Raw genomic sequence first — 12,268 nt, 5'->3', positions numbered from 1 at the left:
GGAACCCTCCGGGTCAGCCCTCCAACGGCACCGGCCGGCGCGCCGGATGGCGCAGGTCGGTGCCGTGGCGCAGCCAGCGGTCGTGCAGCGCCTCGGCGCCGTGCACCCGCTTCCACGCGGCCTCGTTCGGCGTCATGGGCAGCACGGGCAGGAACCGCACCGGCTCCATCGGCTCCGGCAGCGCGAGGTCGGGCAGCAGGCCGCCCCCCTCGGCGACCAGCACCGCCTGGAACGGCGCCCCCGGCCACAGCGGCGCGCCGGTGTCCAGCGAACCGCCCGGCGCCACCACCACCCCTTCGACCTGCGGGGACGCCGCGAGGACGGCCAGCGGGCGCAGCACCTTGTCGGTGTCGGCCAGCCCGGCTCGCACCGTGAGCACCAGCTCGGCGCGCGGGCCGCGGACGGGGTCGGCGTAGGAGACGGACAGCGGCGCGGCCTCCTCGGGCTCGGCCATCGGCCGCGCGGACATCCCGAGCGTCACGTAGCGGACCAGGTCGCCGTCGCTCCAGCGGAGCACCTCGACCCGTTCGGCGCCGAGGAAGACCACAGCGGCGCGGGCCCCGGGTTCGCCCAGCTCAGAGCGGAGGTGGGCGTCGACGAGCGCCGTGACTTCGGTCATAGGGGGAGCATAGAACGCGCAAGGATCGGGCAAGCCGGGTCATCGTGGCCGCGGGGGCTTGCTAGAGTGGAGCGGTTCTCTCACGACACGACATCCCCTGGCGGGGACTGGCCGGAGGAGGTGGGGCTGACATGGATCCGAGTCGACCGTGCAGTACCGGCAGCTCTTCCGTCCTACCCCTTCGTGACACGCGTTCCGGAGCTTCCCTACCCGGCTGAGCCCGTGTGAAACACACATGCTCCCGGTTCTCGGACGCGGCCCTTCCGCCGAGTGGTCCCCCAGGACCTTTCCCCGGCCCCGCCGCGCCCGTCACCCAGCTCCCGCGAAGGCCAGGCGTGACGTCACCCGTCACGTCACGTGCACGCCGGAAGAGCTCCCTGAACTGCTGGTGATCAACCTGCCCTGATCAGCATTCAGCGCGGCACCCGTGCCGTCGGCCAGTCCGTGAAGGAGCTTGCCATGTCGATGATCCGCGACCTGCGCGCCGTCGTCCGCCCCGCCCTGCGCCCCGCCCTGCGGCGGCCCACCACGACGTACGACTACGGCTCCGACCGCGAACTTCCCCACGCCTCCAGCGCGATCGTCGACTGCGCCGTCTACCGCGACGGGGTGCGCTGCGACGACATCCGCGACCTGGACGACGCGCTGGCGGCGGTGCGGGCAGGCCGGCCGGGCGAGCTGTGCGACGGCAGCGACGGCTTCGTGTGGATCGGCCTGCACGAGCCGTCGGAGGCCGAGTTCGCGGTCATCGCGGAGGCGTTCGGGCTGCACCCGCTGGCCGTGGAGGACGCCGTCCACGCCCACCAGCGGCCGAAGCTGGAGCGGTACGACAACTCGCTCTTCACCGTCTTCAAGACCATCCGCTACGTCGACCACGCCGAGCTCACCGCCACCAGCGAGGTGGTGGAGAGCGGCGAGGTGATGGTCTTCACCGGCCGGTACTTCGTCATCACCGTGCGGCACGGCGGCCACGGCTCGCTGCGGTCGCTCCGGCACCGGCTGGAGGACGACCCGGAGCTGCTGTCCAAGGGCCCCTCCGCGGTGCTGCACGCGATCGCCGACCGGGTCGTCGACGACTACCTGGCCGTCTCCGAGGCCGTGCAGGACGACATCGACGAGGTCGAGATCGACGTCTTCTCCGAGCCCGGCGGCAAGACCTCCCGCGGCGGTGACGCCAGCCGCATCTACCAGCTCAAGCGCGAGGTGCTGGAGTTCAAGCGGGCCGTGTCCCCGCTGCTGCGGCCGATGCAGATGCTGGGCGAGCGGCCGATGCGGCTGGTGGACCCGGAGATCCAGAAGTACTTCCGGGACGTGGCCGACCACGTGGCCCGCGTCCACGAGCAGGTCACCGGCTTCGACGACCTGCTGAACTCGATCCTCCAGGCCAACCTGGCGCAGGCCACGGTGGTGCAGAACGAGGACATGCGCAAGATCACCGCCTGGGCGGCCATCCTGGCCGTGCCGACCATGATCACCGGCGTGTACGGGATGAACTTCGACCACATGCCCGAGCTGCGCTGGAAGTACGGCTACCCGATGGTGCTCGGCGCGATCGTGGCCATCTGCTACGCGATCCACCGCGGCTTCCGCCGCAACGGCTGGCTGTAGGGCCGCGCCGGGCCCCGGCGGGACGCGCCCTCAGCCGCGCCGGCCGGAGAGGACGACCAGCGCCAGCCCGGCCAGGATCACCGCGAGCGCGGGGTACGCGGCGGCCGGCGGGGTCTGGCCCAGCCAGAGCGCGGCGATCAGCGCGGCGCCCGGCGTCTCCAGCAGGATCGCGGTGGACGTGGTGGACGGCCCCAGGCCCCGCACCACCCGGTTCAGCAGCGAGTGGCCCAGCAACTGGGCGACCACGGTCAGCGCGGCGATCTTCAGCCAGGTCCGGCCGTCGTAGCCGGTGAGCGCCGAACCGGAGACCGCGCACGCGCACAGCAGCGCCAGCGCGGTGGAGGAGTAGCAGACGAAGGTGTACGCGGTGGTGGTGGCGGTGCGCCGCACCTGCGAGCCCAGCAGCATGTAGCAGGCGGCGGCGAGGCCGCCGGCCAGGGCGAGGGCGTCGCCGGCCAGCGCCCGGGTGTCGGTCGAGAGGTCGATCCCGGTGAGCAGCAGCACGCCGACGACCGCGAGGCCGGTACCGGCCCACACCAGGCCCGGCTGGCGGTGGCCGCGCATCCGCAGGATGAGCGTCGTCCAGATCGGGGTGGTGGTGACCAGGGCGGTTGAGGTGGCCACCGAGGTCATGCCCAGGCTGGGCAGCCAGACGCCGAAGTGCAGCGCGAGCGTCAGCCCGGCCAGCACCGACAGGGCGGTGGCCCGCCGCCCCATCCCGCGCAGCTCCGCCCGGTGCCGCCACAGCGCGACCGGGCTGAGCACGCCCACCGCCATGGCGTTGCGCCAGAAGGCGATGGCCAGTGCCGGGGCCGCGGTCGCCGCGATCAGCGGGGCCGAGGCGGACACGCCCATGACGGCCAGCGCGAGCAGCGTGAAGTCGAGGCCGCGGCCGGTTCCGGGCTGCGGGCCCGCATCGGCGGCCGTTCCCGGTACGGCCGTACCGGGTGCCGTGCCCGGACCTGGCACGGGCGGCGCCGCGGCGGCGGGTACGGCCGTCGGCACCCCGGAACCGGCCGCGGCCTGGGCGGGGCCGGTAGCGGGGGCAGGGCCCGGCTGAGCTGCGGCGTCGCTGGCATTCACCCGCCCAGCCTAAGGCTCCCGCCGGGTCCGGGCGCCCCCCGTTCCCGGGCCGTTCGCCGCCCCCTGACCGGGCCGGGGCCGGACGGGGACCGGGCCGGCCGTCGGTAGGGTGGGGGCATGTCGACGCCGTCCGTGGATGCTGAGGCCGCCGAGCTGGCCGCGCTGGTGGAGGAGGCCGCGAAGAAGTCCGGCCTGGTGTGGGTCAACGGCCAGGCCGTGTGGCACGCCTGGGTGGACGGCGCGCTGTGCCTGGTCGGCGGACCCGGCGAGCAGCCGCTGCCCGGCCTGTCGGACGGCGGCACCGCACAGGTGACCGCCCGCAGCAAGGACAAGGGCGGCCGGCTGGTCTCCTGGACGGCCCGGGCCGAGCTGCTGGCGCCCGAGGGCGAGCCGTGGCAGGCGGCCGTGGCCGAGCTCAAGGGCAAGCGCCTCAACGCCCCCGACGGCGAGGCCATGCCGGACCGCTGGGCCCGCACCTGCGACCTCTTCCGGCTCACCGCGCGGGGCCGCCCCGCCGAGTACCCGGGCGCCATGCCCGACACCTCCGGCGCCGCCGTGCCGGTCGCGACCCCGCCACCACCCGCCGGCCCGCGCCCGCCGCCCTGCCCCGGCTGCTGGGCCGGAAGCGCCGCAAGGGCTGACCGCCGGGCGGGCGGCCCGGGCACCGCTCGCCGCCCCGGCGCAGGGCCTTCTGGCTACTTGCCGACCGTCTTGCCGTAGTCGACGACCTCCGACTTCGGCGGCGCGGCCAGTCTGAAGTCCTCGCCCCAGTCGGAGAGGGTCAGCGCTCCCGCGGCGGCGGCCCGCTCGTACCGCAGCGGATACGGCGTGCCCTTGAGGGAGACGTCCAGCGAGCCGCCGTGCGACCCGTCGAGGGCGATGGTCTTCGTGGAGCCGACCTTGTGGTGGTCGCCGACGCTCACCGAGCCGTCGAAGACGAAGAGGTCGGCCAGCAGCGTCTTCTTGTCGGTGAAGCCGCTGAACTGCTTGTAGGACGGATCGCCCGAGGGCACCCTGACGTACTTGCCGCTGAGGTTGGTGGCGGCGGTCCGGCTGTCCTTGTCGGAGTCGCCGGAGGTGTAGAAGTCGGCGCCGGCCTTGAGGTAGAGGTCGTCGCCGACCCGCAGCAGCTGGAAGGTGTCACCGCCCTCGGTGACCTCGCCGACGCCGCCGTTGCCGCGCAGCCGCATGTCGAGCCGGTAGGTGTCGCCGCCGCTGATCACCGTGCCGGCCAGCCGTACGGCGGCGGCGGAGTCGGCGGCGGCCCTGGCCTTCTGCTCGATGGTGGCCGCCGGCAGCTTGCCGACGCCGTTGGTGCCGGCGTCCGGGTCGCCGCCGGACCCGAGGCATCCGGTGAGCAGGCCGCCCGTGGCGATCGCGAGCAGGGCGGCAGCGGTCCTTCGGCCGTGGGGCACGGGTTCTCGTCCTCCGGTGGGCGGCGGCGCCGGCAGGGCCGCCGGGCCGCCTCGAAGCTACCCCAGGCCGCCCGGCCGGAGCATCCCGCGGGCGGGCAAGATCCCCCCGGAGTAGCCTGGCGAACGAGCGGCCAGCGGCCGAGACGCGTGCCGTGGCAGGAGGTCCTGCCGGGACGGCCGGGAGGAGGCGACGCCCGTGGCGGCAGGAGGCTCCCGGGTCTTCGTCTCGCACCTGGCGGGCGTGACCGTCTTCGACCCCAACGGCGACCAGGTCGGCCGGCTGCGCGACGTGGTGGTGGTGCGCCGGGTCGGCGGACGGCCGCCGCGGGTGCTCGGGCTGGTGGTGGAGGTGGCCGGCCGGCGCCGGATCTTCGTGCCCATGTCCCGGGTCACCGGTGTGGAGTCGGGCCAGGTCATCACCACCGGCGTGATGAACATGCGCCGGTTCGAGCAGCGGCCGTCCGAGACGCTGGTGCTGGGCGAGCTGCTGGACCGCCACGTACGGCTGCTGCCGCCCGAGCACGGCGGTCCCGGCGAGCCCCCGGAGGAGGCCGGGGCAGCCGAGGAGGCCGGCGCGAGCGCGGCGGAGCCGGCCGGCGAGGAGGTCACCGTCCTGGACGTGTCGATCATGCGGCTGCCCGCGCGGCGGGACTGGGAGATCGACAAGGTCTTCGTGCGCCGCGGCTCCCCGGGCAGCCGGGTGCCGCTGCCCTGGAAGGGTTCCCGCGAGCGGCGCGGCGGCAGCACGCTGACCGTGGACTGGTCGGCGGTGAGCGGCTTCTGGCTGGCCGAGGAGGGCCAGGGCGCGGAGACCCTGGTGGCCACGTTCGAGCGGCTGCGTCCGGCCGACGTCGCCAACGTGCTGCACCACCTGCCGCCCAAGCGGCGCGGCGAGGTCGCCGCCGCGCTCGACGACGACCGGCTCGCCGACGTCCTGGAGGAGCTGCCGGACGACGACCAGGTGGAGATCATCAGCAAGCTCAAGGAGGAGCGGGCCGCCGACGTCCTGGAGGCGATGGACCCGGACGACGCGGCCGACCTGCTGGCGGAGCTGCCCGTCGAGGAGCAGGAGCGGCTGCTGACCCTGATGCGGCCGCGCGACGCCGCCGGGGTGCGGCGGCTGCTGTCGTACGAGGAGCGCACCGCGGGCGGCCTGATGACGACCGAGCCGATCGTGCTGCGCCCGGACGCCACGGTCGCCGACGCGCTGGCCCGCATCCGCAACCCTGACCTGTCGCCGGCGCTGGCCGCGCAGGTCTACGTGTGCCGGCCGCCGGAGGAGACGCCGACGGGCAAGTACCTGGGCCTGGTGCACTTCCAGCGGCTGCTGCGGGACCCGCCGTTCACCCTGCTGGGCTCGATCGTGGACACCGACCTCCAGCCGCTCGGCCCGGAGACGCAGCTGCCGTCGGTGACCAGCTTCCTGGCCACGTACAACATGATCTCCGCGCCCGTGGTGGACGACGGCGGGTCGCTGCTCGGCGCGGTGACCGTCGACGACGTCCTGGACCACCTGCTGCCCGAGGACTGGCGCGAGACCGGCCCGCACTTCGACTACCCGGACCCGCGCGACGACCCGCGCCGCGATCCCGACGACCCGGGCGGCGATCCCGACGACCCGGCCGACGACCCCGACGACCCGGCCGACGACCCGCGTGACGCCGTGTGGGACGACGGGTCCGACGGCCCGGCCGCGGGAGGTACCGGTGGCCGCTGACGACAGGGAGCGCGACCGCTCGCGGCTGCCCGCCGGGGCGAGCGCCACCGGGCGCCCGCGCATCCGCCTGGACCAGCCCCGCGAGCCGCGCCGCAGCCTGCTGCCCTCCTACGACCCGGACGCGTTCGGGCAGTTCTCCGAGCGGATCGCCCGCTTCCTGGGCACCGGCCGGTTCATCGTCTGGATGACCGCGGTCATCGTCGTGTGGGTGCTCTGGAACGTCTTCGCGCCGTCCCATCTGCGCTTCGACGGCTACCCGTTCATCTTCCTGACCCTGATGCTGTCGCTGCAGGCGTCGTACGCGGCCCCGCTGATCCTGCTGGCGCAGAACCGGCAGGACGACCGGGACCGGGTCAACCTCGAACAGGACCGCAAGCAGAACGAGCGCAGCATCGCCGACACCGAGTACCTCACCCGCGAGGTGGCGGCGCTGCGCGCGGGCCTGGGCGAGGTGGCCACCCGGGACTGGATCCGCTCCGAGCTGGAGGACCTCGTCAAGGAGTTGGAGGAGAGCCGGAGCGGTGACCGGCGGGCGGCGCGGCAGCACCGCGCGGCCGGTGACGAAGGAGACGGGCGGGGGCGCTGAGGGGCCGCCCGCAGCCGCCGTATCCTCGTTCGTATGGCTACCGCTCTGCACGGTTCGACACCGACCGGCACCCCGACCGACGAGGCCGTCCGGGCCGCACTGGCGACCGTCGACGACCCGGAGATCCACCGGCCGATCACCGATCTGGGGATGGTGAAATCGGTCGAGATCGGGCCGGAGGGCGCGGTCGCGGTGACCGTCTACCTGACCGTCTCCGGCTGCCCCATGCGCGGGGAGATCTCCGGCCGGGTCACCTCGGCGGTGGCGCGGGTCCCCGGGGTGACCTCGGTGGACGTCACCCTCGACGTGATGAGCGACGAGCAGCGGCGGGAGCTGGCCGCGTCGCTGCGCGGCGGGAAGGCCGAGCGGGAGATCACCTTCGCCCAGCCGGGCTCGCTGACCCGCGTCTACGCGGTGGCCTCCGGCAAGGGCGGCGTGGGCAAGTCCTCCGTGACGGTGAACCTCGCCGCGGCCATGGCCGCCGACGGGCTGAAGGTCGGCGTGGTCGACGCGGACATCTACGGCCACAGCGTGCCGCGGATGCTGGGCGTGGAGGGCCGGCCCACCCAGGTCGAGGACATGATCATGCCGCCGGCCGCGAACGGTGTGAAGGTCATCTCGATCGGCATGTTCACCCCGGGCAACGCGCCGGTGGTGTGGCGCGGGCCGATGCTGCACCGCGCGCTCCAGCAGTTCCTGGCCGACGTCTACTGGGGCGACCTGGACGTGCTGCTGCTCGACCTGCCGCCCGGCACCGGCGACATCGCGATCTCGGTGGCGCAGCTCGTGCCCAACGCGGAGATCCTGGTGGTCACCACCCCGCAGCAGGCCGCCGCGGAGGTCGCCGAGCGGGCCGGGTCGATCGCGGTCCAGACGCACCAGAAGATCGTCGGCGTGGTGGAGAACATGGCCGGCATGCCGTGCCCGCACTGCGACGAGGTGGTCGAGGTCTTCGGCACCGGCGGCGGCGACCGCGTGGCCGAGGGCCTGTCGCGCACCACGGGTACCACGGTGCCGGTGCTTGGCCGGGTGCCGATCGACGTACGGCTGCGCGAGGGCGGCGACGACGGCCGCCCGGTGGCGGTCGCCAACCCGGACTCCCCCGCCGGCGCCGCGCTGCGGGACATCGCCGGGAAGCTGGCCGCCCGCCAGCGGGGCCTGGCGGGCATGTCGCTGGGCATCACCCCGCGCAACAAGTTCTGACGCGCCGCGGCCGCCGGCCGCGACGGTGTGAGCCCCCGGCCCCGCCGGGGGCTCTTCCCGTGGACGGGCGTACGGGTTCGGGGCGTACGGGGTGACGGGCGTACGTCCGCCGGGCGTACGTCCGCCGAGGTCGGGGCGGGCCGGCGGGTCGCGGTGTGCCCGCGCCCGGCCGGCCCGTTTCCGTGGTGACCGTCCGGTTCAGGCCCGGGCGGGGGCCGGACCGGCGTCGACCGGGTCCTCCGGATCTGCGGGGCCCGAGGGGTTTTCGGGGGCCGCGGGGTCCGCGTCGGCGGCGGCCGCGCGGCTGGCGGCGTCGTAGGCGCGGATGTCGGGGACGGCGGCCAGCGCCAGCCCGTACGCGCTCATCCCGCGCCCATAGGCGCCCAGGTGGACGCCGCTGGCGGAGCCCGCCAGCACCCACCCGTACTCGGACTCGCGGTAGTGGAACGGCGTGGGCACCCCGTCGACCGGCAGGGTGAGCGAGGACCAGCCGAGGCCGTTCTCCTCGTCGGACTCCTCCGACGCCTCGTCGGAGGGCTTCGCGGGCGGTCCCGCGGTGAGCTCGTCGGCCAGCTCCCAGGCGGCCGAGGTCTGCTGCTCCACCCAGTCCTGGCGCAGCGCGCGGTCCATGTGCGTGGGCCAGGTGGCGTTCAGCAGGCCGGAGCCGGCCAGCCAGGCCGCGGAGAAGACCGAGGTGGCCTCCAGGACGCCGGTGCCGTCCGCGCTGCGGCGCAGCGGCCGTTCGGCCACCGTGACCACCACCGCGAACCGCTGCCCCTCGGGGTCGCTGCCGTCCGCCTTCAGCGACGGCTCGTCGCCGTGCCCGACGGACCCGTGCTCGACGGTCCCGTCGGCGCTGCTGCCGACGGCGCCGAGCCACCGCGCCCCGGTGAACGCCTCGTCCAGCCCGTACCACGGGAAGTCCGCCAGCAGGTACCCGTCGACCGTTCCCGGTCTCGTACCGGCCTTTGTGTCCATCAGCGTCGCGCCTCCTCCATACCCGTACGGGCGACATGCCATATTGCCCGACGGCGGCCGGGTTCGGGGCGCGAAACGGCGTGGGGTGATCGCGAACACACGGACAACGCGCACCCAATACGGTGAAACCGCGGAATCAGGTTGACGCTGGACGGGCTGCCCGGGTCCCACCGGACGTCCTCCCCCAGGCCCGGGCGGGGTGGCCGTACCAGCAGGTCCGAGCACCGGTCGACGACCTCCCGGCACCGGTCCGACGGCTCCGGGGCGCCGGTCCGGCAGGTCCCGGCACCGGTCCGGCACCTTTTCGGAGGTCCGTTCCGACAATCCGTTTGTCGGTCCGGCGCGTCGTCAGACCGCCCCGGCCGACGGGGTGACGTGACCGAACCCCGCCCTCGGAGCCGGGCGCCCTGACGGGCGCCGCCCCGTCAGGTCGCGTCGGCGTCGAACGGGGGCGGCTCGCCCGGACCGAGCTTCTTGAGCCGGTCCCCGGCGGCCACGGAGCCGTTGGCGGCGGCGCCCGAGGCACTGGCGGCACCCGCGGCGGCCGGCTCGACGCCGTTGACCGCGTCGGTGACCTCCGCCATCTCCTTGCGCAGGTCGGTGACCTCGGACATCTCCTTGCGCAGGTCGAGGCTGTCCCGCAGGTCCTTCAGCTCGCTGAGGCCGTACTCGTCCTCGCCGTTCATCAGGTTCTTGCGGATGAACGTCTTGGGGTTGAGGTCCTCGAACTCGAAGTCCTTGAACTCCGGCCCCAGCTCGCGGCGGATGTCCTCCTTGGCGCTGTCGGAGAACTCGCGCACCTTCCGGATGAACGCCATCGCGTCCTGGATCATCTTCGGAAGCTTGTCCGGACCGAAGACGAGCACCGCAAGGACCACGAGCGCGACCAGCTCCAGCGGGCCTATGTCGAAGAACACCTTGCAGCTCCTTGGGACGTCCACAGCCGGCGGGGCAGGGACCGGCGGAATTCACGGTACCTGCCCACCCGAGCGATTCGGGAGTGGCAACGGCCAAACTCTGCCGCCGTGTGGTGCGGAGCCGCCACTGTCCGGCCCTCCGGCGACCCGGCGGCGACCGGCCGGGGAACGTGCCGGGAACCACCGGGGAACAGCCCCGCAAAGCCGCAGGAAGGCCCCTGGAAGCCCCCCGGAGGCCGACGGCGCCGAGCGGCCCCCCAGGACCGGCGCGCGCCGCGCGAGAAGCCGCTCACCGTCACAGCCCTCATCGCGGCAGCGCGGAGCTGCCGGAGGACGCGGCCGCAGTGTCGGCCTGTCGCGCCGCCGAGGCGGTCTCCGCGGCCTGCTGCCCGGCCGCGAGGGCCACCGCGGCCGGGGCGGCCGTGGGGGCCGCCGACAGCGGTACGACACCGCCGGCCAGCAGCGACCCGGCCAGCGCCACGGAGGTGGCCGACGCGCCGACGGACGGCGACTGCCGCCGCTCCTGCCGCTCGGACTCCAGCACGCCGCGCGGCGTGGTGCCACGGGTGTCGGAGACCTGACCGGCCGTGACGGGAATCACAGCGGGACCGTCGTCCGGACGGGCCCCGCCGTCCATGGCAGCCTCCATCGGCAGCGTGCTGCCGATCGCGATGGCGGCCATGGAGAACGCGCCGGCCGCGGCGAAGGCGAAGCGCCGGCCGCGCGAGGTGGAGTCGTGTATCCGGAAGCCGCGGCCGCGCGGCTGGCCGTCCCCGCCGGGCACCAGGTCGGCGACCGGGTCCAGGTAGGAGAAGCCGCCCCCGGGGGCGCCGGCCGGAACCGGGACGACCGTGCCGGCCGCGTCCGGTATCTCCGGCATCCCGGTGTCGTCCGGGCCGCCACGGGAGGCGAAACCGCCCCCGGTGCCGCCGCGGCCGAGGAACCCGCCGTCGAAGGGGCCGCGCCGGTGGCCGTAGCCGCCCGCGTCCGCCCCCTCCGGCCCCGGCCGTCCATGCCGCCGGGCCCGTCGCCGCAGTCCATGCCGGGCAGCCCCTGGAGCCGCGCCAGCAGACCGGCCGATATGGCCGGCAGCTCCGAGCCGGCCATCACCCTCTTCAGCCGCCGCTGTTCGGCGGCGGCCCACTTGCACTGCTGGCACGTCGCGAGGTGCGCCGCCACCCGGTCCCTGGTGTCACCGCTCAGCTCGCCGTCGACGAAGGCGGCCAACCGGTCCCCCAGATGCGCCTCGGCGACCACCGGACGCTGGGTACGCCGCTGTTCACCTGAACCGCTGCTGCTCACGTTCTCCCGCCCTCCTGGCCAGGTTCGGGTACGGAGGCAGCGGCAGCGAGCGCGGGCGCCGGGCGCGCTCCGGGCGCCCGGTGCTCCAGAGCCTTGCGGAGGTGGGAGCGGCCGCGGTGGATGCGGCTGCGCACCGTGCCCAGCTTCACCCCGAGGGTGGCGGCGATCTCCTCGTACGACAGCCCCTCGATGTCGCAGAGCACCACGGCGGCGCGGAACTCCGGCGCGAGGGTGTCCAGCGCCTGCTGGATGTCCGCGTCGAAGTGCGTGTCGTTGAAGTGCTGCGCGGGGGACGGCTCGCGGCTGGGGAGCCGCTCGGCCGCGTCGTCGCCGAGGGCGTCGAACCGGATGCGCTGACGGCGCCGCACCATGTCCAGGAACAGGTTCGTGGTGATGCGGTGCAGCCAGCCCTCGAAGGTGCCGGGCGTGTAGGTGGCAAGGGATCGGAAGACCCGCACGAAGACCTCCTGGGTGAGGTCCTCCGCGTCGTGCTGGTTGCCGGTCAGGCGGTACGCCAGCCGGTAGACCCGAGCACTGTGCGTGCTGACGATCTCCTCCCAGGAGGGAGGCGTCCACGTCTGACCGTCTCCGTCGGTGGCGAACGTGGCTGTCGCGGAGTGGGTGCCGGGTGAACGGTCGTCAGCGGTGTTGGTCACGGATACGGGCTGTCCGGCCGACCGGCGGAAGCGCGCGAGCACTCCTCGGTCACCGGCCGCAGCCACACCTCCCCTGTCGGCTCTGGTGGTGGCCAGTAGAGCCCCTACCATATCCACCTCGCCCGTTAGCTCCGGATAAATGCGCTGTTGCCTCGGGCGGGACGGGGTGGCGTGGGGCCACCCG

The 12,268-nt window shown here is 74.3% G+C and carries 11 protein-coding genes and 2 pseudogenes; 5 read left to right on the top strand and 8 right to left on the bottom strand.

Features of this window, described 5'->3' with window-relative positions; translation table 11 throughout:
• Nucleotides 1–13 precede the first annotated feature (13 nt).
• Nucleotides 14–619 carry a suppressor of fused domain protein gene (locus BS72_RS22170; protein ID WP_037912921.1) on the bottom strand — a complete coding sequence of 202 codons (606 nt, stop codon included), beginning with the start codon at nucleotides 617–619 and terminating at the stop codon, nucleotides 14–16.
• A gap of 459 nt (nucleotides 620–1,078) precedes the next feature.
• On the opposite strand from BS72_RS22170, the gene BS72_RS22165 reads away from it, so the two are divergent.
• Complete coding sequence (locus tag BS72_RS22165) at nucleotides 1,079–2,227, top strand: magnesium and cobalt transport protein CorA (RefSeq protein WP_037912920.1); 1,149 nt, start codon at nucleotides 1,079–1,081, stop codon at nucleotides 2,225–2,227.
• 30 nt (nucleotides 2,228–2,257) lie between these two features.
• Here BS72_RS22165 and BS72_RS22160 read toward each other — a convergent pair whose 3' ends face one another.
• A complete protein-coding gene (locus tag BS72_RS22160) occupies nucleotides 2,258–3,196 on the bottom strand; it encodes a DMT family transporter (protein ID WP_037917148.1) in 939 nt (312 codons plus the stop codon).
• Between the two features lie 231 nt (nucleotides 3,197–3,427).
• On the opposite strand from BS72_RS22160, the pseudogene BS72_RS22155 reads away from it, so the two are divergent.
• Nucleotides 3,428–3,951, top strand: a pseudogene (locus tag BS72_RS22155) (hypothetical protein).
• Between the two features lie 54 nt (nucleotides 3,952–4,005).
• On the opposite strand, the gene BS72_RS22150 reads toward BS72_RS22155, so the two are convergent.
• Nucleotides 4,006–4,725: a hypothetical protein gene (locus BS72_RS22150; protein WP_037912918.1), complete on the bottom strand. Its 720-nt coding sequence runs from the start codon at nucleotides 4,723–4,725 to the stop codon at nucleotides 4,006–4,008.
• A 196-nt stretch (nucleotides 4,726–4,921) separates the two neighbouring features.
• Between BS72_RS22150 and BS72_RS22145 the strand changes: the two genes are divergently transcribed.
• From BS72_RS22145 to BS72_RS22135, 3 genes are read left to right on the top strand one after another with little or no spacing between them, the layout of a single operon-like run.
• Nucleotides 4,922–6,442 carry a magnesium transporter MgtE N-terminal domain-containing protein gene (locus tag BS72_RS22145; RefSeq protein WP_078901547.1) on the top strand — a complete coding sequence of 507 codons (1,521 nt, stop codon included), beginning with the start codon at nucleotides 4,922–4,924 and terminating at the stop codon, nucleotides 6,440–6,442.
• Complete coding sequence (locus tag BS72_RS22140; RefSeq protein ID WP_051951439.1) at nucleotides 6,432–7,028, top strand: DUF1003 domain-containing protein; 597 nt, start codon at nucleotides 6,432–6,434, stop codon at nucleotides 7,026–7,028. The genes BS72_RS22145 and BS72_RS22140 overlap by 11 nt, the downstream gene beginning before the upstream one ends.
• A 33-nt stretch (nucleotides 7,029–7,061) precedes the next feature.
• Entirely contained in the window at nucleotides 7,062–8,231 is a 1,170-nt protein-coding gene (locus BS72_RS22135) for an Mrp/NBP35 family ATP-binding protein (RefSeq protein ID WP_051951438.1), read from the top strand.
• A gap of 198 nt (nucleotides 8,232–8,429) precedes the next feature.
• Here BS72_RS22135 and BS72_RS22130 read toward each other — a convergent pair whose 3' ends face one another.
• The 5 genes and pseudogenes from BS72_RS22130 to sigE form a co-directional block, all read right to left on the bottom strand.
• The gene (locus BS72_RS22130) at nucleotides 8,430–9,209 is read right to left on the bottom strand and encodes a hypothetical protein (RefSeq protein ID WP_051951436.1); all 780 of its coding nucleotides are present in this window, start codon (nucleotides 9,207–9,209) and stop codon (nucleotides 8,430–8,432) included.
• Nucleotides 9,210–9,634: 425 nt separating this feature from the next.
• The gene (locus tag BS72_RS22125; RefSeq protein WP_037912917.1) at nucleotides 9,635–10,126 is read right to left on the bottom strand and encodes a sec-independent translocase; all 492 of its coding nucleotides are present in this window, start codon (nucleotides 10,124–10,126) and stop codon (nucleotides 9,635–9,637) included.
• 304 nt (nucleotides 10,127–10,430) lie between these two features.
• On the bottom strand, nucleotides 10,431–11,006 hold the full coding sequence (locus BS72_RS34530; RefSeq protein WP_051951430.1) for a hypothetical protein: 576 nt from the start codon (nucleotides 11,004–11,006) through the stop codon (nucleotides 10,431–10,433).
• A gap of 305 nt (nucleotides 11,007–11,311) precedes the next feature.
• Nucleotides 11,312–11,383, bottom strand: a pseudogene (locus BS72_RS38570) (hypothetical protein); the annotation flags it as partial.
• Nucleotides 11,384–11,424: 41 nt separating this feature from the next.
• Nucleotides 11,425–12,195, bottom strand: coding sequence for an RNA polymerase sigma factor SigE (gene sigE / locus BS72_RS22115; protein ID WP_078901545.1), 771 nt, complete (start codon nucleotides 12,193–12,195; stop codon nucleotides 11,425–11,427).
• Between the last annotated feature and the right edge of the window lie 73 nt (nucleotides 12,196–12,268).

The organism is Actinacidiphila yeochonensis CN732 (genome assembly GCF_000745345.1).
Lineage (GTDB): Bacteria > Actinomycetota > Actinomycetes > Streptomycetales > Streptomycetaceae > Actinacidiphila > Actinacidiphila yeochonensis.
The sequence above is the reverse complement of the archived record's forward strand: the minus strand, read 5'-3'. Positions and strand labels throughout refer to the sequence as shown.